General features: G+C 74.0%; 18 protein-coding genes and 1 pseudogene. 8 read left to right on the forward strand and 11 right to left on the reverse strand.

Annotation, left to right across the window (positions count from 1 at the left end):
• Positions 1-3: 3 nt before the first annotated feature.
• From ACIP82_RS02130 to ACIP82_RS02145, 4 genes are all read right to left on the reverse strand, one after another.
• On the reverse strand, positions 4-1,182 hold the full coding sequence (locus ACIP82_RS02130) for an AAA family ATPase (protein WP_363604515.1): 1,179 nt from the start codon (positions 1,180-1,182) through the stop codon (positions 4-6).
• On the reverse strand, positions 1,179-6,269 hold the full coding sequence (locus ACIP82_RS02135; RefSeq protein ID WP_400649874.1) for a hypothetical protein: 5,091 nt from the start codon (positions 6,267-6,269) through the stop codon (positions 1,179-1,181). Before ACIP82_RS02135 ends, ACIP82_RS02130 begins: the two co-directional genes overlap by 4 nt.
• A complete protein-coding gene (locus ACIP82_RS02140; protein WP_363604512.1) occupies positions 6,266-7,126 on the reverse strand; it encodes a DUF4132 domain-containing protein in 861 nt (286 codons plus the stop codon). The genes ACIP82_RS02135 and ACIP82_RS02140 overlap by 4 nt, the downstream gene beginning before the upstream one ends.
• A gap of 147 nt (positions 7,127-7,273) precedes the next feature.
• Positions 7,274-8,197 (reverse strand): helix-turn-helix transcriptional regulator, encoded by a 924-nt coding sequence (locus ACIP82_RS02145; RefSeq protein WP_400649877.1) that lies wholly within the window; start codon positions 8,195-8,197, stop codon positions 7,274-7,276.
• 206 nt (positions 8,198-8,403) lie between these two features.
• Between ACIP82_RS02145 and ACIP82_RS02150 the strand changes: the two genes are divergently transcribed.
• Positions 8,404-9,852, forward strand: coding sequence for an MFS transporter (locus ACIP82_RS02150; protein ID WP_400650329.1), 1,449 nt, complete (start codon positions 8,404-8,406; stop codon positions 9,850-9,852).
• Between the two features lie 75 nt (positions 9,853-9,927).
• Here ACIP82_RS02150 and ACIP82_RS02155 read toward each other — a convergent pair.
• The 4 genes and pseudogenes from ACIP82_RS02155 to ACIP82_RS02170 all read right to left on the reverse strand — a co-directional run.
• Positions 9,928-10,038, reverse strand: a pseudogene (locus ACIP82_RS02155) (hypothetical protein); the annotation flags it as partial.
• 304 nt (positions 10,039-10,342) lie between these two features.
• Positions 10,343-11,209, reverse strand: a complete 867-nt coding sequence (locus tag ACIP82_RS02160; protein WP_400649880.1) for an alpha/beta fold hydrolase — start codon at positions 11,207-11,209, stop codon at positions 10,343-10,345.
• Positions 11,210-11,355: 146 nt separating this feature from the next.
• Positions 11,356-12,150, reverse strand: coding sequence for an ABC transporter ATP-binding protein (locus tag ACIP82_RS02165; RefSeq protein WP_363604507.1), 795 nt, complete (start codon positions 12,148-12,150; stop codon positions 11,356-11,358).
• A gap of 33 nt (positions 12,151-12,183) precedes the next feature.
• Entirely contained in the window at positions 12,184-13,212 is a 1,029-nt protein-coding gene (locus ACIP82_RS02170) for an ABC transporter substrate-binding protein (RefSeq protein WP_400649883.1), read from the reverse strand.
• Positions 13,213-13,343: 131 nt separating this feature from the next.
• Here ACIP82_RS02170 and fhuB point away from each other — a divergent pair, with 131 nt between their 5' ends.
• The 7 genes from fhuB (at position 13,344) to ACIP82_RS02205 (ending at position 19,615) form a co-directional block, all read left to right on the forward strand.
• Positions 13,344-15,518, forward strand: coding sequence for a Fe(3+)-hydroxamate ABC transporter permease FhuB (gene fhuB / locus ACIP82_RS02175; RefSeq protein WP_400649886.1), 2,175 nt, complete (start codon positions 13,344-13,346; stop codon positions 15,516-15,518).
• A gap of 18 nt (positions 15,519-15,536) precedes the next feature.
• A complete protein-coding gene (fes, locus tag ACIP82_RS02180; protein WP_400649889.1) occupies positions 15,537-16,742 on the forward strand; it encodes an enterochelin esterase in 1,206 nt (401 codons plus the stop codon).
• A gap of 95 nt (positions 16,743-16,837) precedes the next feature.
• A complete protein-coding gene (locus ACIP82_RS02185; protein WP_400649892.1) occupies positions 16,838-17,026 on the forward strand; it encodes a DUF397 domain-containing protein in 189 nt (62 codons plus the stop codon).
• A gap of 274 nt (positions 17,027-17,300) precedes the next feature.
• Positions 17,301-18,113 carry a Scr1 family TA system antitoxin-like transcriptional regulator gene (locus tag ACIP82_RS02190; protein WP_400649895.1) on the forward strand — a complete coding sequence of 271 codons (813 nt, stop codon included), beginning with the start codon at positions 17,301-17,303 and terminating at the stop codon, positions 18,111-18,113.
• Positions 18,110-18,298, forward strand: a complete 189-nt coding sequence (locus ACIP82_RS02195) for a DUF397 domain-containing protein (RefSeq protein ID WP_400649898.1) — start codon at positions 18,110-18,112, stop codon at positions 18,296-18,298. The genes ACIP82_RS02190 and ACIP82_RS02195 overlap by 4 nt, the downstream gene beginning before the upstream one ends.
• 73 nt (positions 18,299-18,371) lie before the next feature.
• Positions 18,372-18,560, forward strand: coding sequence for a DUF397 domain-containing protein (locus tag ACIP82_RS02200; RefSeq protein ID WP_400649901.1), 189 nt, complete (start codon positions 18,372-18,374; stop codon positions 18,558-18,560).
• Positions 18,554-19,615 carry an NAD(P)H-dependent glycerol-3-phosphate dehydrogenase gene (locus ACIP82_RS02205; RefSeq protein ID WP_400649903.1) on the forward strand — a complete coding sequence of 354 codons (1,062 nt, stop codon included), beginning with the start codon at positions 18,554-18,556 and terminating at the stop codon, positions 19,613-19,615. The genes ACIP82_RS02200 and ACIP82_RS02205 overlap by 7 nt, the downstream gene beginning before the upstream one ends.
• On the opposite strand, the gene ACIP82_RS02210 is transcribed toward ACIP82_RS02205, so the two are convergent.
• From ACIP82_RS02210 to lanKC, 3 genes are all read right to left on the reverse strand, one after another.
• Positions 19,616-21,403: an ABC transporter ATP-binding protein gene (locus ACIP82_RS02210; protein WP_400649904.1), complete on the reverse strand. Its 1,788-nt coding sequence runs from the start codon at positions 21,401-21,403 to the stop codon at positions 19,616-19,618.
• A 214-nt stretch (positions 21,404-21,617) separates the two neighbouring features.
• Positions 21,618-21,755 carry a SapB/AmfS family lanthipeptide gene (locus ACIP82_RS02215; RefSeq protein WP_363604491.1) on the reverse strand — a complete coding sequence of 46 codons (138 nt, stop codon included), beginning with the start codon at positions 21,753-21,755 and terminating at the stop codon, positions 21,618-21,620.
• A 102-nt stretch (positions 21,756-21,857) separates the two neighbouring features.
• Entirely contained in the window at positions 21,858-24,452 is a 2,595-nt protein-coding gene (gene lanKC / locus ACIP82_RS02220) for a class III lanthionine synthetase LanKC (protein WP_400649907.1), read from the reverse strand.
• Positions 24,453-24,767 lie beyond the last annotated feature (315 nt).

Raw genomic sequence — 24,767 nt, forward strand, 5'->3', positions numbered from 1 at the left:
GCCTCACGCCTCCAGTGCCGAGCGCAGGTCCCAGAGGGTGCGCCAGGTGGCGGCGCCCTGCTCGGCCCTGCGGCGGACCGGGCCGTCCCAGTAGCCGAGCAGGCGGGCCGCGTCGGCCGGGTCGTCCTTGCGGACGACGCCGATCAGCTGGCCGGGCAGCCGGCCGAGCACGTCCCCGGTGTCGGGGAGGTAGGCGGCGCCGACGCCGAGGGCGGTGGCCACCGAGACGGCCTCGGCGGTGCTCATCACGGTGGACGGGCGTTCGACGTCCCAGCCCTCGGTGGAGCGGCCGGTGCGCAGGTCCCGGAAGGCGGTGACGAGTGCCTCCAGGACCGCGTCGTCCACCGCGTAGGCGGCGCCGGCCCGGGCGACGGCGGCGGTGGACTGGCGACGGACCAGCTCGACCTCGGCCGCGAGGCTGCCGATCGGGCCGACCGTCTCGAAGTTGAACCGGCGCTTGAGGGCGGCGGACATCTCGCTGACGCCCTTGTCGCGCAGGTTGGCGGTGGCGATCAGGGTGAAGCCGGCCGCGGCGTGCAGCTGCCCGTCCGGGGTGCCGGCCAGCTCGGGGACGGCGATCCGGCGCTCGGAGAGCAGGGAGACCAGGGCGTCCTGCACCTCGGGCAGGCAGCGGGTGACCTCCTCGACCCGGGCGACGGCTCCGGTGGTCATCGCGGTGAGCACCGGGGAGGGCACCAGGGCGTCCCGGCTGGGGCCCTTGGCGAGCAGCAGGGCGTAGTTCCAGCCGTACTTGAGCTGGTCCTCGGTGGTACCGGCGGTGCCCTGGACGGTGAGCGCGCTGGTGCCGCAGACCGCGGCGGCGAGCAGCTCGGAGAGCATCGACTTGGCGGTGCCGGGCTCGCCGACGAGCAGCAGGCCGCGCTCGCCGGCGAGGGTGACGACACAGCGCTCGACGAGTGCCCGCTCGCCGACGAACTTCTGCTCGATGGCCAGGCTCTTCCGTCCGGCCTTGAGCTTCTGGCCGTCGCTGCCCATCACGAAGGTGACCACGGCGCGCGGGGTGAGCCGCCAGCCGGGCGGGCGCGGGCCGGCGTCGTGGGCGGCCAGGAACTCCAGTTCGGCCGCGTACTTCTCCTCCGGCGGAACGATCTGCCGGGCGGCGGGGGCGGCCCCGGGGACGGCCGGGGAGCCGGCGACGGGGTCGGTCACGGTGGTACTCATCGGCGGGCGGCCTTCCTGCGCTTGCTGGTCTGGAGCTCTTCGTAGCCGGGGACGTCCCCCGTGCCGATCCGCTGCCAGGCCCGGGCGAACAGCTCGGGAACCGGCAGGTACGGCAGGACGGCGTGGTGGGTGGGCAGTTCGTACAGGCCGGCCTTCCAGGTCTCGGCGGGCAGGCCGGGGGACTTGGCCTCCTGCCAGCCGCCGGGCAGGAACAGGCTGCGGCCGGCCCGGGCCCGCTTGGCCTCCAGCACCAGGCTGGTGGCGGCGAGTTCGGCACGGGCCTTCTTCAGCCGGGCGGGCTTCCAGCCCGTCCAGCGGGCGACGTTGCGGTCGGTCGGGTCGGGCAGGGCGAGCAACTGGAGGTAGAGCACGGCGGCGTCCTCGCCGAGGCCGTGCGCGGCGACCACCTCGGCGACCAGGCCGGGGACGCTGAACTGCGGGTTCTGCGCCCAGCCGGTCTCCGCCGGGGAGGCCTGGGACTCCGGTGACTCCTGGGGCTCCGGGGCCGCCACCAGCCGCTCCAGCTCGCCGCTCAGGACGGCTTCCAGAGCGAGCCGCTGAGCGCTGAACACGTGCGGGTAGGAGAGCCCGTCGAGCAGTTCGAGCAGCGGGTCGTCGGCACCGGTGAGCCCGGCGGGGCGCAGCCAGGCCCGTTCCTTGCCCCCGTAGCCGGGGGCGAGAACCAGGGCCTCGCCGCAGCGGACCAGCCCGTCGGCGTCCGCGCCGCCCTCGGCCGGCAGACCGTACCTGGTGCGCAGGACCGGGGTCAGCCGCTCGCCCTTGACGGTGTACTCGAGCTCGTTGTCCAGCAGCAGGTGCGGGTCGGCGAGGCGCGCACGCAGGGCCTCGGCGGCCCGGGGCAGCAGCGAGCGCAGCGGGCTGTCGTACGGGAGGTGGTAGGCGAGCCAGCGCAGGGCGGCGACGGCGCCGCGCAGGTCGTGTTTGGTCGGCGCCGCTGCCTGGTCGTCGGCGAGGAGCTGCTGGGTGCCGTCGTCCTTGCCTGCGGCCAGCCGGAATCCGGTGGTGCCGCTGAGCCAGGCCGTCCGGTCGGGGTTGAGCATCGCCTCGATCTGCTGGACACCGACACCGCTGACGGTGGCCTGGGCGTCCTCGGGGAGGGTGACGAGCCGTCCGAACCGCTGCGTCCACTGCTCGGCACCGGCGGTGACATCGGGGCCCTCGGTCCAGAGGGTCTTCGGGTCGGCGGGCAGCAGGGCGGCCCAGACGGCGGCCAGGGCCTCGTGGTCGCGGTCGCGCAGCCAGTCGCGGGCGGCCTTGGCCTCGGTGGACTTGAGTCCGTACTCCTTGAGCCGGTCGGCGGGCAGCGCGTTGCCGTACCACCGGAACAGGGTGTCGGTGGGGCTGAGCAGCAGCGTGGCGCGGGTGCTGCCGATGCCGGTGAGTTCGCCGAACGCGGCGGCGGGGGCGGCCTCCCGGGCGAAGCCGCCGTGCAGGGCGAGCAGCGCGGTGAACTCGGCCGTCCAGTCGGCGGTGAGGGTCTCCTCGGTGGTGCGCTCCTCGGCGGTGGTGAAGTGGGCGACCGGGCCGAAGGCGCCGCTCGGGTCGTGGTCGACGGCGAGCCAGTACACCCGGCCGTCGCGGTGGTGGCGGCAGCCGAGGATGATCACGGTGCGGTCGCCGTGCCGCAGCACCTGCCCGGCGCGCCGGTGGTGCTGCTGGTCCCCGTGGGTGAGCTGGTGGGCGTGGTCGTGGAGCGGCTCGGTGAGGGTGATCTCGCGCAGGGTGGCGCCGCGGTCGGCGAGCGGGCCCGCGGTGAGCTCGCCGAGCAGCAGGGCGAGCGTGGACCGCTCCGCCGACCCGGTGAGCGGGGCGGCCGCGGCGAACGCGAGGGTGTCGAGCCGGCCGAGCAGGTGGAGCCAGCCGTGGTGGTCTTCGTCGCCGTGCAGTGTCACCTTCAGCGGGTCGGACCAGCCCTCGGGGCCGGCGGCCGGCGGGTCGGCCAGGACGGCGGTGACGGTGCGCAGGTTGTTGAGGACCCGCCACTGCTCGCCGCCGTCCCAGGAGTGGCCGAGGCCGCCGAGGTGGGGCAGCAGGATGCCGACGGCTTCACGCAGGTCGTGGTCGCTGCCGTGCTCGGGCCGGTAGGCCGTGCCCGGCCGGGCGGTGCCGGCCTTGGGGCGGGCCTCGGCCTCGGGCTGCGGGACGAACCGGGCGGCCTGGTCGAGCAGGTTGGCGGCGAACCGGGCGAGCCCGGCGACGCCGGCCAGCAGCAGCGGGTGGCCGATGCCGGGCAGGGCGTCACCGACGGCCTGAACGGGTACCCGGTTGCGGGCCTTGCCGTTGGCGAGCAGGCGCCGCACGCCCTGGACGGTGAGCCATCGCTGCTCCTCCTCGGCCACGGGCTCGGTGTCCGTCGGCCAGGCGGCGTCGATCAGCCGGGCGGCCTGTTCGGCGGTGACGGCGCGCAGGACGCGGGAGCCGTCCTCGTCGCGGGGCCGCAGGGCGTGCCAGTGGTCGACCGGGGGGACGAGGGCGGTGCCGGCGGCGTGCAGGTCGCCGGCCCGGCAGGCGCTGACCTCGGCGGTGCGATCGCTACCGGCGTCCCCGGCCCCGTCCGCGTCGGGCAGGACGAGGGCGAGGATGCCGCCGCGGCTCTCGGTGATCATCGGGTGGGCCGCGCCGGGGAGGCCGAGCCGGCCGACCGGGTAGCGCTGGGCGTGCTTGCCCTGCCCGGTCAGGACGAGGGTCTGCCCGTCGGCGGTGACGGTGGTGACCCGGGCCCCGTCGACGCGGGCCCAGCTGCCGAGCACCGTGCCGTCGGTGCCGAGCGGGGTGGCCTCCAGGCCGGGCTGGAGCGGCAGCAGCCGGGTGAAGCCGGGCTGGAGCCGGCCGGCGGCCGCGGTGGCGGCGATCCGGGGCGGCTCGGCGGCGCGGCCGAGGGTGCCGGTGGCCGGGTCGAACTCGGTGAAGGCGGATCCGTTCCGGCCGGAGCGCAGCGTCCAGTGGCCGGTGCCGTCACCGATCACCCGGTGCTCGGCGGGTACCCGGGTGTCCCCGGCGTGCAGCGGGCGCTCGCCGGACGTCCGGCCGCCGCCGGGCAGCGCGAGCGAGGGGACGCCGGGGGTGTCGCCGCTGCCGTAGTAGCGGACGATGGTCTCGCCGCCGAGCGCGAAGATCTCGGTGGGTCGGCCGGACCAGTAGGCGTGCTGCTTGCCCTCGCGGTACCAGGCGACCAGGAGCTCGCCGTCGGCGTAGCGAAGCCGGGGCTCCTGCCAGCGCTCCAGCTTGTCGGGGATGCGCAGGGTGTGTTCCAGCAGGATGCCCTGCGGGCCGACCACCAGGACCTGGTCCTTGCGGGCCAGGATCAGGGCGGGCCACGCCTCCTCGATGATCAGGCCCTTGCGGAACGTCGTGTCGACGGGTGAGCCGGGCGCCTCGCGCTGCGGGAGGCCGAGCCGGCCGAGCGCCTCCTCCAGGGCGGGCCAGCCGAGTTCGTCGAGGATGCCGGTGCGCAGGGCGCGGGCGAGCAGACCGGTGGCGTCGAGGCCGGCGATCCGTTCGGCGGCGGCCGGGTTCTCCTGGCGGATGGCGGTGCGGCTGAGGATCAGCTGCTGCAGGAGGTCGGCGGCGCCGGCCAGGCCACGGGCGGCGAGGAGTGTGTCGGCGCGCTCGTCGGACCATTCGACGAACAGCTCGCGCAGCACCGGGAGTGCGGGCAGGCCCTTGCGGACGGCGGCGTCCCAGGCCCGGGGGACGGCGGCGCGCAGGGCGGGCCGGAACCGGGGGTCGGCGGCGACGGCGGCGAGGGTGGCGCTGTCGGGGCCGGCGTCGCCGACCCAGTCGGTGAGGTCGAAGGTGTGGTCGTCGGCCGGGTCGGCGACCGGGACTCCCTCGGCGAGCAGCAGGTCGAGCAGGTCGAGCAGGGTGCTGCTGTTCCGGATGCCGGTGAAGAGGTCCACCGGGACGTCGTCGGCGCGCAGTCGCTCGGCCATCCGCCCGGCGAGGGCCACCGTGGCGGCGCTGGAACCGCTGGTGCGCCAGCTGCGGCCGAGGTGGCCGCACCAGCGCTGGAGCCAGGCGGCGGGTGCGGCCTCCTCCGCCCGGGGCCCGGTGAGCAGTTGCTCGGCGCCGCTCTCGGCGAGGACGGCGAGCCAGGCGGCGTCCTGGGTGGTCCGGTCCGAGGAGCCCTCCGGGTCGGGCAGGAGCTCCAGCAGGCGGGCGCGGACGGTCTCGTCGCGCCGGCCGAGCTCGACGACGACGCTGTGCCAGGACTTCCAGAACGCGCCCGGCGCCCGGTTGACGGCGGGTGAGGCGAGCAGCTCGGCGAGCAGCGCCTGCTCGTGCTCGGCGCGGTCGAGCCCGGCCGCGCGGATCAGGGCGCGGGCGTCCTCGGCCACCCCGGCATAGGGTGCCATGCCGGCCGCCGAGCGCTCGGCGCAGAGCTGGCGGAAGCGCTGCCAGGCGGTCAGCGGGTCGAGCCGGACGCTCAGCTCCTTGACGTACTGGCGCAGCGCCTTGACGGTGAGCGCGCCGGCCAGCGCGAACTCCAGGAAGACGGCGCGCAGCCGCTCCTCGTCGATCGCCAGGCCGTGGGTGCGCTCGGCCTCGCGGGCCTTGCCGAAGAAGGTGCCGGCGTAGGTCTGGTTGCCCTGTGCGAGGAAGATCCGGCCGACCTCCTCGCAGTAGGTGGGCAGGAAGTGCGGCACGGTGCGGCCGAGGCGCACGGCGAGCGCCTCGAAGCCGTCCTTGGCGTTGCCCGGCTTGGACTTGGCCTGCCGGGCGAGCCGCTCCATCTCCTTGACCAGGGCGAGTGCGTGGTGGCCGTTGGCCGGGTCGTGGACCAGTGCCCAGGCGGGGAAGCCGAGTGCCTCCTGGCGGACCTGGCCGACCTCGGCGGGCTCCCCGGTGGGCTTGAGCCCGAGGAAGTCCACCGCGAGGTCCTCGGCCGGGCCGAGCGCGCCGGGCACCAGCCGGACGATCCGGCGCTCGCCGAGCACCGGGTGGGTGTAGGCGCGGGCGGTGAGCACGTCCGCGACGCTGTCGGGCTGCCCGGCGCCGGGCAGGGTGCCGGCCGGGAGCACCGCTCCGGCGTCCAGCAGCTTCTCGTTCGGTCCGGTGGTGCTCATGCGGCTTCCTCCCCTTCGACCGTGCGGCCGGCGTGCAGTGCGGCGGCCATCCGCATTCCCTCGGACCAGGCGACCGGTCCGACCTCCGCGAGCGCCAGCACCTTGCCGTCCGGGCCCGTCCAGCTGAGTGCTCCGGTCTCGCACTCGTCGTACTCGTAGTAGTCGCCGACCCAGACCCGGGCCTCCAGGGCGACGCCCGCCTCGACGACGGGCAGCACGGCGTGGCCGCCGCGCACCCGGTAGCCGAGCCGGGTGCAGCGGCCGAGCAGCTCGCGCAGCTCCTTGTAGCGGCCGCCGGCGTAGTCGGTGACCTCGGTGGCCCCGGTGCCGGGCGCGGCCGGGCGGTGCCAGACCTCCCGGTAGAGCTGCTGGACCTGCTGGGAGACGCCGAGTTCGACGGCGAACTCGCGCAGCTCGGCCAGGTCCTCCAGGAGGACGGGGTGGGGTATCCGGATCTCGCCGTCGGTGAGGCGCACGGTGTCCCCGTCCAGGTCGACCAGGCCGAGGCCGCGCTCGGCGTCGGCGCCGCGCAGGAAGCCGGCGACCGCGCCGTCCGGGCCGGTGACCACCAGGTCGCGCAGCACGTCCTGCCAGGCCTCGTCGGCCCAGACGGCCGTGATCACGGCGGCGGGGACGGGCAGCGAGCGCACCATCCAGCGCTCGACGTCCTCCAGACAGCGCCGCCGGTGCGCGGCCAGCCACTCGGTGAGCTGCTTGAGGCCGGTCACCACCGGGTCGTCACCGAGCTTCGACGGGACCGACTTCAACTGGCGGCCGGCCGCGTTGCGGCACACCACCCTGCCCTCCGCGTCGAGCGCGACTTGATAGCCGCCCGATCCCGCTTCCACCCATGCCACGTCCGCTCTCCTCCCAGCTGGTCAGTGATGGGAGGAACGTAACGGGACACACTGACAACACGTCTGCCGGGGGCCCGCCCTGGTCGGCGGCCCGACCCAAACCACTCGAACGGGTGATCTATTGGGTGGTCCCGACCGTGCCAGGCCTTAAGCGCGCCGGTCGGGCACCGAAGGGCGCGCCGTAGCCGCCCCGGCCCCCGCGCCCGCCCCGGCCGCCCCGCCCGCCAGCGAGGCCAGCAGCCGCAGCGCCGCCTCCGACGGGGAACCGGGCTCCGCCGTGTAGACCATCACCCGCTGCTGCGGGGCGTTCGGCAGCTGCAACGGCTGCTGCGAGAGCGTCATCCGGCCCACCAGCGGATGGTGGTACTCGCGCTCCAGATACGGGCACTCACGCACCTGATGGGCCGCCCACAGAGTGGAGAACTCCGGGCTGCGGACGGCGAGTTCACCCAGCAGCGAGGTCAGTTTGGGGTCGTCGGGGTAGCGCGCGGCGGCGACCCGCAGATGCGCCACCGCCTCCCGGGTCTTGTCCGCCCAGTCCACGAACAGCTCCCGCGTGTGCGGGTCGAGGAACACCATCGCGGCGAGGTTCGGCCGGTCGGCGGGCCGGTCCGGGGCGGCCTGGTCCAGATGCCCGGCGAACAGCGCGTGCCCGAGCCGGTTCCACGCGAGCACATCGGTGCGCCGCCCCAGGACGAGCGCCGGCACGTCCGGTATCGCGTCCAGCAACTGCCGCAGGCCCGGGCCCAGCCGCTCCGGCGCGGAACGGCGGCTCGCCGCCCCGGACGGCCGCGCCAGCACGTGCAGGTGCGCGCGTTCGGCCTCGTCCAGCCGCAGCGCGTCGGCGAGCGCCTCCAGGACGGCCTCGGAGGCGCTCCGGCTCTGCCCCTGCTCCAGCCGCGTGTAGTACTGGATGCTCACCCCCGCGAGCTGCGCCAGCTCCTCCCGGCGCAGCCCCGGCACCCGCCGCCGCGTGCCGTAGGCGACCAGCCCCGCGTCCTGCGGTTGCAGCCGGGCGCGCCGGGAGCGGAGGAATTCACCGAGTTCGGTCTGGGCGGTCTGGGAATCCATGGTGTCCAGTGTCCTCGACCGGCTGGTTCTTAGCCTGTCCCGGCCAGTAGTACCAAATATCGAGGTCTGGGTAACCCGGTCGCGGTCTTCGAGACTGCTCCGTGCGGTGGTCCGGCCCGGGCCGCCGCGGCGACGAACGCGATACCGGCGACGACGCCATCGACACCCCCCGCGACGACTGCGACGACTGCGACGAAAGGCAGCCCGTGCCCGCCCCCTCCAAGACCGCCGCCCCCTCCTCGACCCCGGCGGAGCCGTCCGCACCGGACCGGCTGCCCACCCGCCGGCGCCTGATCCTGGCGCTGCTGCTGGGCGCCCAGTTCATGCTCGCCGTGGACTTCTCCATCCTGAACGTCGCCCTGCCCGACATCGGCCGGGGGGTCGGCCTCTCGCTCGGCGCCCTCCAGTGGGTCGCCACCGCCTTCGCCCTCCCGGCCGCCGGGTTCACCCTGCTGTTCGGCCGCGTCGCCGACCTGCTCGGCCGCCGTCGGCTCTTCGTCACCGGCCTCGCCCTGCTGGCGGCCGGCTCGCTGGTGGGCGGTCTGGCCGGGAACTCCGCCGTGCTGCTCACCGGCCGGGTGCTCCAGGGCCTGGCCACCGCCATCGCGACCCCCGCCGCCCTCTCGCTGCTGACCACGTCCTTCCCCGAGGGCCCGCTGCGGCGGCGCGCGCTGGGCCTCAACGGCGCGCTGATGTCCGCCGGGTTCGCGGTGGGCGCCCTGTTCGGCGGCGTGCTGACGGACCTGCTCTCCTGGCGCTGGGCCTTCCTGGTGAACGCCCCGGTCGCGGTGGTGCTGCTGGTCGCGGCCCCGGCGCTGATCCCCGCCGACCGCGACCGCGCCACCGGCCGGCTGGACATCCCCGGCGCCGTCACCGTCACCGGCGGGCTGCTCTTCCTCGTCTACGGCATCACCCGGGCCGGGCACGCGGGCTGGGGCGACAGCGCCGCCCTCACCGGCCTGGCCGTGGGCGCCGTCCTGCTGGTCGTCTTCACGCTCGTCGAGAACCGCGCCGCCGAGCCGCTCGCCTCGCTGCGGGTGCTCACCAAGCGCACGGTCGGCTGGGGCAACCTGGGCGGGCTGGTGGTGTTCGCCATGGAGACGGCGATCGTCTTCCTGCTGACCATCTATCTGCAGACCGTCCTGGGCTACTCCGCGCTCGTCACCGGCCTGGTCTTCGGCGTCCCGGGCGTCACCGCCGCGCTCGCCGGCGTGCTCGGCCCGCGTCTGCTCGGCCGGGTCGGCGCCCGCAACAGCCTGGTCGCCGGGCTGGTCGTCCAGGCCGCGTCCAACGCCGTCCTGCTCCTGCTCGGCACCGACCGCACGGGCATCGTCCTGGTCATCGCCAGCAGCGCGATCGGCTTCTTCGGGCACGTCTACGGCATCGTCGCCTACACCGTCACGGCCACCTCGGGGCTGCCGGACCACGAGCAGGGCCTGGCCACCGGTCTGACCACGATGACCCAGCAGGTCGCCTTCGCCCTCGGCATCCCGGTGATCAGCGCCGTCGCCGTCGCCCGCACCGGAAGCTCCCAGGACCCGGTGGCCGTCCTCGACGGACTCCGCCTGGCGATCGGGGTGGACGTCGCGGTGACGGTCGTGGCGGCGGTCCTCATCGCGGTCTTCCTGCGCCCGCGCGCCGCCCGCCCGGCCTGAGCGGTCCCGGGCCCGGCCGACCTCGCCGCGGGCGCGGGCGGCGGCCAGGCCCTCGCGGGTGCCGGAGACGATCAGCTCGCGGATGAACTCGGCGAGGGCGGCGAAGACGTGGAACACCAGCCGGCCGCGTTGAGGGCGTCGAGCTGGCGGTCGAGCTTCTGTCCGCCGGTGGACACCCGCGCGCATCCGATGCGGGTCTCGGTGTGGACGCAGGCTCAGCGACCAGGAGTTCGAACTGGGCGTCTTCAAGTGGCCTGCTCACGCCCGGAATCCGGTCAGAAAACGGTGGTCGCGGTTTGTTGAACCACCCGGGTTTCTGAAGGAGTTTTTGAAGGCCCTGGGGCCCTTCCGGCGGCCTGCCCGGCAGTCTTCAATGGACGTTGGCTTGTTGAAGACCAAATGCCGAGGATCGCTGCGGAAGCCGGAGGACCCTGGAAGCACTACGCCCCCGGCAACCACAGTCGATGGCAACCGACGCCTCGTCGACGGATCAGACGTCAGGAATGGCAACCACCTGTTCAGCGGTATGCCCGCCAGCCTCGACGTCCTGCCGGCTACCCAGGAATCCGGCCACCAGGTCGCAGAACTCCGCCGGCGTGTCGACCCAGGGCCAGTGCCCGCACCCGGACAGCACCTCCAACCGGGCCGCCGGGTAGCAGGACGCGACGAGCCGTGTCGGCGCGGTGCCCGTCACGCCGTCCTCGGCACCGGCAACCACCAGCACCGGGCTGAGCACAGCAGCACGGCGGGCAACTTCAGCTGCGGCAGCCGCTGCGGAGACAGGGCTCACATAGAAGGTCTCGCGCAGCCACGAAGGCGGCTGCGGATAGTCGGCCTCGGCCTCGTGGTGCCTCCGCGTCGCCTCCGACCAGGCACCATAGCTCCACGGCAACGCCCCAACTGCCAGCGCCTCAGCACTTCCCGGCTCGCCGGCACGCCGCTCCCGAATGGCAGCCACCTCAGCCTCGTCCACCTCCCGGGCGACCAGGCCAGCAGGCGTGACCAGTACCAGCCTCCCCAACCGCTCCGGATGGCGGGCCGCAAACTCCTGAGCTGTCAGGGTGCCGGCAGAGTGGGCGAGCAAGTCCACACGCTCCATGCCCAGGTGTCGGCGCAGTTCTTCCACGTCCCGGCCCTGCTCGGTGAAGGCACAACTGTCACGGTCCGCAGGGACCTCGGACCGCCCGGCGGCACGGGCATCCAGCAGTACCAGAGTGCGGTGGCGATCCAGACCTCCAAGATGGCCGAGATCGCGGACGTCTGCCCCCGGTCCGCCCGCCAGGCAGACCAGCACTGGGCCGCTCCCGGCAACCGAGTAGAACAACCTGGTTCCGTCATACGAGGTGAAATAAGGCACGAGACGCATCCTCGCAGGGAACGGCTTCCTCGGCGGATCGAAGGAACACCGATCACTCGATCAACGACCCTTACCAGCACCAGACCCGCCGTACGCACGACCGGCCCGGTCCGGTGCAAACCGGACCGGGCCCCGCCGCGCTCCGCTCAGCCCGCGACCGCCCGTGTCCCCGCGCGGGGGACGATCACCGGCGCGCCGTCGCCGGGGGCGGGCAGCACATCGCTGTCGATGTCGTACAGCGCCCGGACCAGCGGCGCGTCCACCACCTCGCGGGGCGGCCCGCAGGCGACCACGGCGCCGTCGCGCAGGGCGACCACCAGGTCGGCGTAGCGGGCGGCCGCCGCGAGGTCGTGCAGCACCATGACGACGGTCCGCCCGTCGGCCGCCACCTGCCGTACCAGTTCCAGTACTTCGACCGCGTGCCCGAGGTCGAGCGCGCTGGTGGGCTCGTCCAGCAGGACGACCGGGGCGTCCTGCGCCAGCACCATGGCCAGCCAGCAGCGCTGCCGCTGGCCACCGGAGAGGCGGTCCAGCCGGCGGTCGGCGAACGCCTCGACGCCGGTGGCCCGGAGCGCCTCGGCGGTCAGCCGTTCGTCGTCCGCCGACCACTGCCGGAACAGGCCCTGGTGCGGGTGGCGGCCGTAGCGGACCAGCCCGGCGACGGTGACCGCCTCCGGCGCCTGCGGGCTCTGCGGGAGCAGCGCCACCCGGTGCGCGGCCTGCCGGGGGCGCAGCCGCCAGATGTCCTCGCCGCCGACCAGCACCCGCCCGGCGTCCGGCCGGTGCAGCCGGGCGATCGAGCGCAGCAGGGTGGACTTGCCGCACCCGTTCGGGCCGACGATGGCCACCACCTGCCCGGCGGGCACGGTGAGGTCGACGCCGCTGAGCACCGGGCGCCCCGCGCCGTAGCCGGCCGCGAGCCCCTGGACCGCCAATTCCATCTGCCAGTTCCTTCGGTCGGGCCGGGTGGCGGCTCAGGAGGCGGTGAGCGCCTTGGTGATGTCGCCGATGACGACGTCGGCGGCGAGCGGGCCGCCGCGGGTGGACCAGACCGAACCGTCCACGGTGACGGTGTGGTTGTTCTTCACCGCGCCCAACTCCTGGTAGGCGGGCTTGGACTGGACGTCCTTCAGCGCGGCCTTGCCGTCGTCGGTGAGGGTGGAGAGGAACAGCCAGTCGCCGTCGATCTCGTTGATCTTCTCCAGGCTGAGCGCCGGGGTGTGCGCGTTGCCGTCCTTGTCCTGCGCCTTCGGGCGGGTCAGGCCCATGTCGAGGGCGACGCCGCTGGCGAACTGCTTCTTCTCCATCCAGCTGGGGCCGGTGGGGTTCCAGCGGACGATGGAGACCGCGGCCCCCTTGTTGGCGCCCAGTTCGCCGCCGGCCTTGGCGGCCTTGGCGTCGTAGTCGGCGATGACCTTGTTGGCCTGGTCCAGCTTGTTGACGGCGTTGCCGATGCCGCGGAAGGAGAGCTTCCAGTCGTCGGTGGGGGCCATGGTGACGACCGTGGCGGGGGTGATCTGGCGCAGCTGCTTGAGCATCTGCTCGTCCTGCATGTCGCCGGCCAGGATCAGGTCGGGCTTGGCGGCGATCACCTTGTCCATGACGGGCTGGAGCAGGTTGCCGACCACGGTGATGCCCTGGACCTTGTCCTTGAGGTAGGCGGGCGGCTCGTTGAGGCCCTGGCCGTTGGTGATGCCGACCGGCTTGACGCCGAGGGCGAGCACCGCGTCCAGGTCCTCCTGGGTGAGGGTGACGATCCGCTGCGGGTCGGCGGGGATCTCGACGGCGGTGCCGGTGGCGTCCTTGACGGTGCGCTTGCCGCCGGCGGCGCCCGAACCGCCCGCGGCGTCGGCCGCCGGGGTGCCGGACGAGGAGGCCGAGGCCTTGTCGGAGGAGCCCGACGAGCCGCAGCCGGTGAGCAGGAGCGCGACCGCCCCGGTGGCGGCCAGCGCCTGGACCGCCCGGCGGCGGGCGGGGTGGAGCGGGCTCTGGGCAGTCGGCATGGGTGCCTCCGGGCAGCGGTGGTGCGGAAGTTGAGAGGTGTCCCGGGGGCCTCGGGGCGACAGCCGGGTGAGGTCGGCGGTCGACGCCGGGCACCCCCGGGACGGAACATCCATTAGGTTAGCCTTACCTTATGACATTGTCGCAAGTGGGTACCGCCGACGCGGCCCGCACCGGCCCCGACGCCCCCGCCCCCAAGCCCGGCCGCGACCACCGCCATTGGCCCGCCGCCGCGGCGGCCGGGGCCGTCGTCGTCGCCCTGCTCACCCTGACCGCGCTCTCGCTCTCGGTCGGCGCGGGCGAGGTCGGCCCCGGCCAGGTGCTCGACTACCTGCTCGGCCGGCACGGCGCCCGCAGCGACAGCCGTCTCGCCCTGGTCGTCGGCGACCTGCGCCTCCCGCGCACCCTCACCGCGCTGCTGGTCGGCGCCGCGCTCGGCGTCGCCGGCGCCCAACTCCAGTCCGTCACCCGCAATCCGCTCGCCGAGACCGGACTGCTCGGCGTCAACGCGGGCGCCTCGCTCGGCGTCGTCCTCGGCATCGCCGTCCTCGGTGTGCAGACCTCCTACGGCTACCTGGCCTTCGCCTTCGGCGGCGCCGTCCTCGCCAGCGCCGTCGTGCTGCTCATCGCGGGCGGCCGGGGCGGCGGCTCCCCGATGCGCCTGGTGCTCGGCGGCTCCGCCGTCGGCGCCACCTTCGGCGGGCTCACCGGCGTCCTGATCGTCAACTCCCCCGAGGCGTACGACCGGTACCGGGTCTGGGTGCTCGGCTCGCTGGCCGGCGTGGAGGGCTGGACGATGCTGCGTCAGCTCGCCCCGGTACTCGGCGCCGGCTTCCTGGTCGCCCTGCTCACCACCCGGCCGCTGGCCGCGCTCGCCCTCGGCGACGACCTCGCGCGCGGCCTCGGCCACCGGCCCAACGCGACCCGCGCGGCCGTCGCCGTGGCCGTCACCCTGCTCACCGCCTCCGCGGTGGCCCTGGCCGGCCCGATCTCCTTCCTCGGCCTGCTCGCCGGGTTCCTCGCCCGCGCCGTCGCCGGGCCCCGGGTCGGCCGGCTCACCCTGTTCGCGGGCCTGGTCGGCGCGGCCGTGCTGACCGGCGCCGACGTCCTGGCGCGGGTGGTGGCCCGGCCGTTCGAGGCCCCGGTCTCGGTGATCGTCGCGCTGATCGGCGCACCGACGCTGATCGCCATCGTGCGCTCCCGCCGGATGGCCGCGCTCGGCATGACCGACACCGCGCCCGGCGAATCCGGCACCGCACGCGAGGAGAGCGCCACCGAGAAGCCCGACCTGGTGCTGCGGCGCGGCGCGCTCTCACTGCTGCTCCCCCGCCGGGCGCTGCTCGCCGCGGCCGGTCTGGCCACCGCCCTCCTCGCCGCCGTGGTCGTCGCCGCGCACGCCGGGCAGAGCGAACTCGGTCTCGGCCCCACCTTCCAGGCCGTCTTCGGCTACGGCGACCGGCTGGACGTCCTGCTGGTGCAGAAGTTCCGGCTCGGCCGGATCGTCGCCGGCATCGCCGCCGGGGCCGCCCTCGGCCTGGCCGGCTGCCTCACCCAGACGCTCGCCCGCAACCGCCTCGCCACCCCCGAACTGCTCGGTGTCAACGACGGCGCCACCGCCGCCGTGCTCATCTCCGTCTCGGTCACCGCCTCCGGCACCTTCGGCGCCTGGTGGGCCGGCCCGCTCGGCGCGCTCGTCGCCGTCCTGGTGGTCACCCTGGTCTCCGGCGGGCTCGGCGCGCGCGGCTACCGGGTGCTGGTCGTCGGCCTCGCCATGTCGGCGCTCGCCTCCGCCGTCATCCAGGTGGCGATGGCCCGCCGCTCGCTCAACTCGGCCGGATCGCTGTACGTCTGGACCTCCGGCAGCCTCAACGGCCGGGACTACGCGGTGGCCACACCGGTGCTGATCGGGCTCGCGGTGCTGGTACCGCTCGCCCTGGTCGTCGCCCGCCGGCTCGCCGTGCTGCGCTTCGACGACAACGTCGCCTCCTCGCTCGGCGTCGACCCGGGCCGGGTGCGCCTGGTCTGCCTGCTGCTGGCGGTCGCGCTGGCCGGACTCGCCGTCGGCGTCTGCGGACCGGTCGGCTTCGTCGCCCTCGCCGCGCCCGTGATCGCCGGGCGACTCGCCGGGCCGTCCCGCGTCCCGGTACTCGGCTCGGCCCTGGTCGGCGCCGTCCTGATCGTCCTCGCCGACACCCTCGGCCGGGTACTGATCGACGGCGTGGAGATCCCCGTCGGCATCGTCACCACCGTCCTCGGCGGCCCGTTCCTGCTCTGGGTCCTGCTCGGCCGCAAGGGCAACCCCGCCTAGCCCCTTTGGAGTTACCGCATGCAGAGTGAACCGACCGCACCCGGTGGCGACTTCCTCGCCCGGCTGGCCACCGAAGGCTCCCCGCTGATCGGGCCCGACCCGGACGACCCGGCGTACCGGCTCGTCACCTTCGTCCACCGCGACGACCCGGACACCCCCTCCGACGGCGTCCTCGCCCTGGTCCACACCGTCACCGACAAGGACCGCCACGCGGGCGACCTCACCCCGCACCTGATGGCGCGTCAGCCCGAAGGGCACTGGGCGCTCACCTACCGGCTGCGCGCCGACCACCGGGCCTCCTACCAGTTCTACCCGGTCCGCGGCACCACCCCCGGCACCACGCGCGCCGACTGGCTCCGTGTCCTCGACGGCGCCCGGCCCGACCCGCTCGCCCGGGGTCCGCTGCTTCCCGCCCGGGACGGCCGCCACCCGTCGTCGGTGCTCAGCCTGCCGGACGCACCCGCGCAGCCGTACGCTCAACGGCGCGACGGCGTCCCGCGCGGGCGGACGGTCACCGCCGAGGCGGCCGGCCGCCGGGTGGACGTCCACCTCCCGGCCGGACACGACCCGGCCCACGGGCCCTACCCCGTCACCGTGCTGCTGGACGGCGAGATGTGGGGCGAGATGCTGTCCGTCGGCGACACCTTCGACAACCTCACCGCCGACGGCCGCATCCCGCCGACCGTCGCCCTGCTGGTCCACACCATGGGCCCCGGCCGCCCCGCCGACCTGAGCTGCAACCCGGACTTCGTGGACCTCCTCGCCGACCAGGTGCTGCCGTGGGCCACCGAGTTGTACGGAACCACCTCGTCCCCGGACGCCACCGTGATCGCCGGCCAGAGCGCGGGCGGCCTCACCGCCGCCTTCGCCGCCTTCCGCCGCCCCGAACGGTTCGGCAACGCGCTCTCCCAGTCCGGCTCCTTCTGGTGGCCGGACGGCACCGAGTTCGACGAGGGCAGCGAGTGGCTGACCCGCCAGTTCGCGGCGGGTGATCGCCGCCCGGCCCGGTTCTACGTCGAGGTCGGCCTCCAGGAGTGGATGCTGCTCCCCCAGAACCGCCACCTGCGGGACGTGCTGACCGCCCGCGGCTACGCACTGGAGTACCGCGAGTTCAACGGCGGCCACGACTACGCCTGCTGGCGCGGCGGCCTGGCCGACGGACTGGCACACCTGCTGGGCCCGGACGGTGCGGCGGGCGTGTCCCCCACCGGAGCGCCCTCCTGATAGCCGCAGGGAGGGGAGGGCGGCCGATACTGCCGCCGGGTTCGACAACGCCTGAAGCGGAAGACTGTTCACATCGACACGTTGATGGAGGAACAATGACCACCGAACTGACCTGGTTCAAGTCCAGCCACAGCGGGACCGAGGGCGGCGACTGCGTCGAGGTCGCCGTCACCCCCGCGACCATCCACATCCGGGACTCCAAGGACCGGACCGGCACCCAACTCGCCTTCTCCCCCGCCGCCTGGGCCGACTTCGTCGCCTTCACCGCCCGGCACCAGCAGTAATCTCCGGGGCCGCACGGACTCGCCCCCTCTGTGGGGCGGATGGCCGTCGCCATCCGCCCCACAGAAGGTCACCTCAAGCCAGGGGCAACGGCCTTCGGACAGGCCGGGCGCGCCCCAGCCCGCCTGCCTCAGCCTCTGCCACACCGTCGGATCGTGTCAGCACGAGCTCGGAAATCACCCGCACAGGGGGTTTCGGCCAAATCCGCACCCCTTCCAGGCCGACGCCGAAGTAGCCTCGGGTGCCAGGCCAGTACGAGGACCCGGGGGGTCAGCGATGAGCGAATCTTCCACCACGCCGCCTCCCATGTCGTGGCGGTACTGCGGCAACCAGATCAAGCTCTGGCGCACCCACGCCGGAGTCAGCCGCGAGGACTTGGCCAAGGAGGCCGGGTACGTCGTCGAGAGCCTCCGCTCGATGGAGGCCGGCCGCAGACGCCCGTCGAGACATCTGCTCGACATCGCCGACCAGATGTGCGGAGCGAAGGGCATCCTGGCGGCGGGAGAGGAGTACCTGAAGCCGGAAAAGTACCCGTCGTTCGCCGAGGACTACATGCGGTACGAGGCCGAGGCGGTGGTCGTCAACTGGTACGAGAACCAGCTGATTCCTGGTCTGCTCCAAACCGAGGAGACCGCCAGGACCATCATCAACGCACGCTGGCCTCCGCTGGACGACGAGACGGTCGAGGCTCGCGTGGCCGCCCGGTTGGAACGTCAACTGGTGCTGAAGACGCAGACCAAGGCCTTCAACTTCCTGATCGAGGAGACTGTCCTGCGTCGCCCTCTCAGCACGGAGGAGGCACACATCCGACAGCTGAGACATCTCCTGAGCGCCGGGGAACCACGCAACGTGACCGTCCAGGTCATTCCCTCGAAGGGCGTACACCCCGGGTTGGAGGGACCGTTCATCCTTCTGGATTCCCCCGAGCACGAGCGGCTCGCGTACGAGGAGGGCCAGGCGATGGGGCTGCTTCACTCTGACCGCGACAAGGTCCACCTGCTCAGCCAGCGACATGAAATGATCCTTCGGCAGGCCCTCACCCCGGAGGAGTCGGCACGGTTCATCAACACGTTGGTGGAGGATCAATGAGCACCGAACCGACCTGGTTCAAGTCCAGCCACAGCGGAAGCGAGGGCGGTGCCTGCGTCGAGGTCGCCGTCACTCCCGTGATCATCCACGTCCGGGACTCCAAGGACCAGACCGGCCCACAGCTCACCTTCTCCCCCACCGCCTGGGCCGACTTCATCGCCTTCACCGCCCAGCACCAGCAGTAACCTCCAGGCCCACACAAACTCACGCCCCCTCCGAGGAACTGGCACGGTTCATCAACACGTAGGTGGAGGATCAATGAGCACCGAACTGACCTGGTTCAAGTCCAGCCACAGCAGCACCGGCGGTGGCGAGTGCATCGAGGTCGCCGTCACCCCCGCCACCGTCCACGTCCGGGACTCCAAGGACCAGACCGGCCCACAACTCGCCTTCTCCCCCACCGCCTGGGCCGACTTCGTCGCCTTCACCACGCGGAAAGGATGGTGACGACGGCGGCAGTGCTCTCGGCGGGCTCCTGGGGCACCGTGTTCGCGTCCGTGCTCGCCGACGCCGGCACCGACGTGACCCTCCACGCCCGGCGCGCCGAGATCGCCGACGCGATCAACGAGCGCCACCAGAACCCCGTCTACCTGCCGGGCATCGACCTGCCCAAACAGTTGAGGGCCACCACCGACGTCGAGCACGCCCTGGCCGGCGCCGACTACGTGGTCGTGTCGGTGCCGGCGCAGGCCATGCGCGCCAACCTCGCCACCTGGGTGCCGCTGCTCGGCCCGGGCACCGTGCTGGTCAGCCTCATGAAGGGCATCGAGCTCGACTCCGGGATGCGGATGAGCGAGGTCATCGCCGAGGTCGCCGGCGTCGGCCCGGAGCGCGTCGCGGTGGTCAGCGGGCCCAACCTGGCCCGGGAGATCGCCAACCGGCAGCCCGCCGCGAGCGTGGTCGCCTGCGCCGACGAACAGGTCGCCAAGCGCCTCCAGGCGGCCTGCCGCACCCCGTACTTCCGCCCCTACACCAACCCCGACGTCATCGGCTGCGAGTTCGGCGGCGCGGCGAAGAACGTCATCGCCCTCGCGGTCGGCATCGCGGTCGGCATGGGGCTCGGTGACAACGCGCAGTCCCTGCTCATCACCCGGGGCCTGGCGGAGACCTCCCGGCTCGGCGCCACGCTCGGCGCCGACCCGCGCACCTTCTCCGGTCTGGCCGGCATGGGCGATCTGGTCGCCACCTGCTCCTCCCCGCTGTCGCGCAACCGCTCCTTCGGCGAACACCTCGGCCGCGGACAGTCCGTCACCGGGGCGGCTGCCGCGATCAGCCAGACCTCCGAGGGCGTCAAAACGTCCGAGGCGATCCTCCGCCTCGCCCGCCGCCACGGCGTGGAGATGCCCATCACCGAGGCCGTCGTCCAGTTCCTCCGGGGCGAGGTCAGCCTCACCGAGGCCACCGCCCTGCTGATGGAGCGGCCCACCAAGCCGGAACGGCACGCCCGCGCTGTGTTGCGTAACGTCACGGAGACTCCGGAGAGCTACTTGTCTTTGCCGTAGCTATGCGAGCGCGGGGCCGGCACCAGCAGTAGCCTCCGGGGCGGACTGGCTGGCGACCAGGTCCCGATACGGGGTGCAGCGGGCCAGGAGGGTGGCGTGGCCGCCGGCGTCGATCACGGTGCCGCGGCTCATCATGATCACGTGGTGGGCGTGCTGGACGGTGGAGAGGCGGTGGGCGACCACGATCACCGCGCGGGTCTTCGCCAGTTCCGCCACGATGGCGCGGAAGCGCTGCTCGTTGAGCCCGTCCAGCTGGCTGGTGGGCTCGTCCAGCAGGACGATGTCGGCCTCGGAGAGCAGCGCGCGGGCCAGCGCCATCCGCTGGCGCTGACCCCCCGACAGATCCGACTCGCGGCCCAGCAGGGTGTCGAGGCCCTGCGGGAGGCGGGCGATGTCCTCGGTGAGCCCGACGGCGTCCAGTGCGGCCACCAGGTCGCCCTCGTCGACGGGCCGGGCCCGGCCGAGTTGCAGGTTCTCCCGGACGGTGGCCTCCAGCAGGGTGAACGCCTGGTCGACGTAGGCGATGCGGGCGCGCAGCGCGTCCAGCGGCCAGTGCCGGGCGTCGTGGCCCAGGACGGTGATCGAGCCCGCGGAGGGCCGGATGAAACGGTCGATGAGTGAGAGCGTGGTGCTCTTGCCGGCTCCCGAGGGGCCCACGACGGCGGTCAGTCCGGTCCGGGCGGTGGTGAAGGAGATCCCGCGCAGCGCGGCGTCACCCGACCCGGTGTGGGTGTAGGAGACGGCACGGAAGACCACGGACGGCGCGTCCGGCAGCGGGGTGGGGGCGGCCGGTCCGGGGTCCCGGGGATCGGTCTCCGGGGCGAGGCACAGCAGTTCGTTGCAGCGGTCCCGGGCGGCCAGCCCGGCCTGGAGCCGGCCGAAGCCGGTGGCCAGGGTGCTCACCGAGGGGACGGTCTGGAGGAGGTAGAGCAGGAACGCGGCGAACGCCGCCACCTGGAGGTCCCCGGCCGCCAGCCGGGCGCCGCCGGTGAGGATCACGGCGATCATCGCCAGCTGGTTGCCGAGCGTCAGCACCGCCGGGATCAGGGCGCCGAGGCGGGCGCCCTCCAGGGAGACGGCCCGCAGCCGCTCGGCGTCCGCCGCCAGGGCCCTGGCTGCCACCGGTTCGGCCCGGTACGCCTTGATGGTGGTGAGCGCCTCCAGGTCGGCCGTGAAGCGCTGGGCGATCCGGCCGACCGCGTCCTGCTGACCGGTCACGTTGGCCTTCATCCGGCGCAGGATCAGCAGGACCAGGACGGTCAGCACGGCGAGGGCGACGACCGTGGCCAGGGTGAGGACCCAGTCGATCCAGACCATCACGAGCAGCGTCGAGGCGACGGTCAGTGCGGCCAGCGGAAGCTGGGTGGCCACCTCGACCACCTGGCGCAGCAGCAGCGCGTCCGAGGTGATCCGGGCGGCGAGCTCCCCGGTGCCCTGGGCCCGGACCACGGCCAGCGGCAGCCGCAGCGTGTGCTCCATGAGGCGGATCCGCAGGCGGTACGTCATCCGCTCGCCGATCCGGGCCAGCAGGAAGCCCGACAGCGCCTGGGTGAGGGCTCCGGCGACGGCGGCCACGCACATCATCAGCACGTCGGCGCCGAGCGGCCGGTGGCCGGAGAAGTCGGTGATGATCTTCCGGACCAGCAGCGGGAGGGCCAGGGCGGCGGCGGTGGCGGCCAGGGCGAGCAGGAGTGCGCAGACGAGTCGGCCGGGCTCGGCGGTGAGTTCGCGGCGCAGCCGTACCCGGCCCGGCGCGCGGCGGTCGGTGCGGGGGGTCCGGTCGGCCACGGGCAACCTCTCTGCTGGTTCGGCGGTGTCGCGCGGGCGGACGGGCGGCGGTACCGGCACCGGCTGCGCACGAACAGACAAGCGGCGGCACCGACGACCGCGCGGACCGGGCCGGAACGGCTGGGTGCCGCTCCGGCCCGGTGGCCGGCCGGGCCCGTGGTGACGGCCCGGCCGGCTCCGCCGTGCTGCCCGCCCTACCGGGCGGCGGTACGACTCAGAGACAGAGCAGGGTGCTGACGGTGCTGGCACCGCAGTTGAGCACGCTCAGCGAGCTGGTGTTCGCGAGGGCGTCGTCGATCGGGGCCGCCTCGGTCTCGGGCAGTTCCATGGTCTGGAGGTCGAGGATCGCCATGACTGGTCTCCTTCACTTCGGGGTTGATCGCCCGGCCGGCGGCCGGGAGTCGGTGGGGGGCGCGGGGCCCGCGCCCGGGGCGGACAGGCCGCGAGGGGCCCGTCAGCCGGGGGTGGTGGTGGTCGGCGGGGTGGCGCCCGGCCCGCCGGTCCAGGGGAGGAAGGGCGTCCCGGCCAGCGCCGTGCCCAGGGCCAGCAGCACCCCGGCGGAGCCGGTGGCGAGGTCCGCCGAGAGCCGCAGCAGCTGGTCGCCGGGGAAGGCGAGCCGGCCCCGATAGGGGACCTGATGCAGGGTCAGCAGCGCCCGCTGGCGGCCCAGCAGGGCTGTCGCCTCCGCTTCGTCGGCGCGCTGCCGGGTGACGGCCAGGTAGCCGAGCAGCCCCGCCCGCCCGTTGAACAGGCCCGGCTGGATGACGAATTCGGGTTCGGCGGCCCGGCGGATCGGCCGTTCCCGGTCGGCCGAGGGGCTGTCGGGGCGGTGGGCCAGCAGGGCGTCCAGCGCGAGGCCGATGCCGGCGCTGCCGGTCTCGAGGTACGGCAGCACCCGGCGGCCGTCGACGACCTGGAGGGTGCCGTCGGCGATGCTCGCGCACCGGTCGAGGTCGAGCTCCAGCAGGGTCTCGGCCTGGTCGAGCAGGGCGGTCTCACCGGTCCGCTCGTACAGGCGGACCAGGGCGAGCGCGGTGCCGGAGGCGCCGGCCAGCAGGCCCGCCCGGCGGCGGGGGTCGCCGCGGCCGGTCTTCTCAAGGGCGTCGGCCGAGGCCCTGGCGAGGGCCAGCGCCTCGTCCAGCAGCCGCGGTTCACCGGTGGCACCGGCGAAGTGCAGGAGCGTCAGGGCGATGCCGGGCGCCCCGCCGGCCAGGCCGGGGCCGGGTTCGTCCGCCGAGGCCTCGGTGAGGCGCCGCAGCAGCCCGAGGGCCGCTTCCCGCTCGCCGAGCAGGTCCAGGACGTAGGCCACACCGTGGGTGCCGGAGTACAGGCCGGCCGTGGCCGGGCGGGTCCGGGCGGCGCGGGCCAGCCACCGGACGTGCTCGGGGTCGACCCCGGCACCGGTGGCGTGCAGGGCGTAGAGGACACCGGCCGCGCCGTGGGCGAGGCCCAGGCCGCCGTGGGTGAACTGGGCGACGTCGCCGGGGAACAGCCGGTCCGCGCGCTCGGGGGTGGCCATCGCCACGATACCGGCGGCCAGCGAGTCCCTGATCCCCGGCCAGTCGGCCTCCGGCGCGGCGAGCAGCGCCCTGGCCTCGGCCCGGTGCCCGCCCAGCTCGGGCCGGCCGGTGCGGCCGTCGGACGGGGCGGAGCCGAGCAGCCGGCGGATCTCGTCGGTGTAGCCGGGGGGCACCGGGAAGCGGCGCTCGATGGCGTCGGCGAGTTCGCCGGCCTTGCCCGGGTCGAGGGCGAGCAGCTGCGCCAGCGGCAGGAAGAGCCAGAGCCGGATCGCGGCCAGCCCGTACCGGTCGATCTGCGTCCCGGTGTGTCCCGGCGGCGCGGTGAAGCCGGCCGCGCCCAGCGCCGGGCGGACGAAGTCCTCGACGGTGCTGGCGAGTTCGAAGTCGATGAAGCAGAGGTCGCCGTCCGGCCGGATGATCAGGTTGCGCGGGTGGAGGTCGCCGAAGACCACCCCGCGGGCGTGGATCGCCGCCAGGGCCTCTTCGATCCGGTCCACGATCCCGAGCGCCTCGCGGGTGTACTCGGCGACCGAGGCCTTGTCGGCGTCCGGGTGGATCAGCGGGTAGCGGGCGGTCAGCCACTCGCTGAGGGACCGGCCCTCGACGAACTCCTGGACCAGGAACTCGTGTTCCCAGGCCGTCAGCAGCCCGTGCTGCGCGGGGACACCGGGGACGCCCGCCAGCCGGAGCAGGATGTCGTGCTCGTTGCGCAGCCTGGTCACGGCGTCGACCCCGCGCTGGTCCAGGCCGGCGTACGGCCGGGCCTCCTTCAGCACCACCTGCGGCCCGTCGGCCCCGTCCCGGGCCAGGTAGACGCCCCCCGCGTTGGAGAAGTGCAGGACGCGCTCCACGGTGTACGGGAGCCCGGTGTCCTGCTGCGCCGCCCGTTCCGCCACGGCCGGTGCGATGCAGGCGGGCACCGGAGCCCAGGCGGGGACGGCGAACCCGGCGCCGCGGACGTCGGGCACCAGCCGTCCGTCCGGGCCGGCGAGGGCGAGCACCCGTTCCCCGGTGTCGTTGCGGCAGTAGCGCTCCGCGAACCCGCCGTACCTCAGGTAGAGCGGCCCCTCACCCCAGCGGAGGTCGCTGAGGATGTACGGCCCCCGGCGTCCGGCCAGCAGCCGGCCGAGGCCGTCGAGACATCGCTCCAGCTCGGCGTCGTCCACCGGGTAGAGCGTGCAGAACTTCCCGCTGGCGCCGCGCGCCGCGTATTTGGAGTTCTGCACCTGGAGGATGGGCAGGCCGCGCAGGAACTTGAACGTGATGCGCTCCCGCAGGCAGTACGCGTGGACCTCCTCCAGCACCTCCTCGGCGGTTTCGAGGCACGACGACACATGGATCTTCCAGCCCTGGAAGGGCAGTTGGACGTCCACCGGCCGCACCACGGTCCAGAGCTCCAGATCGCCGCGTTCCCACCCGGTGGGCAGCGGCCGTCCGACGGCGGCGAACTCCTCGTGCGCGCCCCAGCGCCGGGGCGAGTCGTAGAAGAGCGGGTCGGCAAAGGCGTAGGCCTCGTACCGGTTGTCCAACGGAAACCCTCCTCGGAGCGGGGTGCGCGAGTGGGTCGGCAGCGGAGCCGACATCCGTCACGGCCCGGGATGGCAGGGGTCGTCGGCGGATCAGTGACAGTGAGCCGGAGAAACCCGACTGCAATGTGACTATCCGAATATGGGGGTGCTGGAGTTTACGCGCAACGGCGCGGACCCGGCCATTCCAACGGCCCGCACGCCCCCCGCTCAGCCGTGCGCCCATGAGTACGCCGGGGAGCGGACGTGTGCGCCGCCCCGGCCGCAAGGGCCCGCTCCGAGGGGGGCGACGCGGGCGGGCGGCCGTCCGGCGAGGGT

Source organism: Kitasatospora sp. NPDC088548, assembly GCF_044753005.1.
Classification (GTDB): domain Bacteria; phylum Actinomycetota; class Actinomycetes; order Streptomycetales; family Streptomycetaceae; genus Kitasatospora.

Bases quoted from the DNA above. Each gene is read 5' to 3' on its own strand.
- ACIP82_RS02195 (WP_400649898.1), top strand. From the start codon at position 18,110: ATGAGCACCGAACCGACCTGGTTCAAGTCCAGCCACAGCGGAAGCGAG.
- ACIP82_RS02185 (WP_400649892.1), top strand. From the start codon at position 16,838: ATGACCACCGAACTGACCTGGTTCAAGTCCAGCCACAGCGGGACCGAG.
- ACIP82_RS02200 (WP_400649901.1), top strand. From the start codon at position 18,372: ATGAGCACCGAACTGACCTGGTTCAAGTCCAGCCACAGCAGCACCGGC.
- ACIP82_RS02170 (WP_400649883.1), bottom strand. From the start codon at position 13,212: ATGCCGACTGCCCAGAGCCCGCTCCACCCCGCCCGCCGCCGGGCGGTC.
- ACIP82_RS02205 (WP_400649903.1), top strand. From the start codon at position 18,554: ATGGTGACGACGGCGGCAGTGCTCTCGGCGGGCTCCTGGGGCACCGTG.
- ACIP82_RS02145 (WP_400649877.1), bottom strand. From the start codon at position 8,197: ATGGATTCCCAGACCGCCCAGACCGAACTCGGTGAATTCCTCCGCTCC.
- ACIP82_RS02130 (WP_363604515.1), bottom strand. From the start codon at position 1,182: ATGAGTACCACCGTGACCGACCCCGTCGCCGGCTCCCCGGCCGTCCCC.
- ACIP82_RS02135 (WP_400649874.1), bottom strand. From the start codon at position 6,269: ATGAGCACCACCGGACCGAACGAGAAGCTGCTGGACGCCGGAGCGGTG.
- fes (WP_400649889.1), top strand. From the start codon at position 15,537: ATGCAGAGTGAACCGACCGCACCCGGTGGCGACTTCCTCGCCCGGCTG.
- ACIP82_RS02215 (WP_363604491.1), bottom strand. From the start codon at position 21,755: ATGGCGATCCTCGACCTCCAGACCATGGAACTGCCCGAGACCGAGGCG.
- ACIP82_RS02190 (WP_400649895.1), top strand. From the start codon at position 17,301: ATGAGCGAATCTTCCACCACGCCGCCTCCCATGTCGTGGCGGTACTGC.
- ACIP82_RS02165 (WP_363604507.1), bottom strand. From the start codon at position 12,150: ATGGAATTGGCGGTCCAGGGGCTCGCGGCCGGCTACGGCGCGGGGCGC.
- fhuB (WP_400649886.1), top strand. From the start codon at position 13,344: ATGACATTGTCGCAAGTGGGTACCGCCGACGCGGCCCGCACCGGCCCC.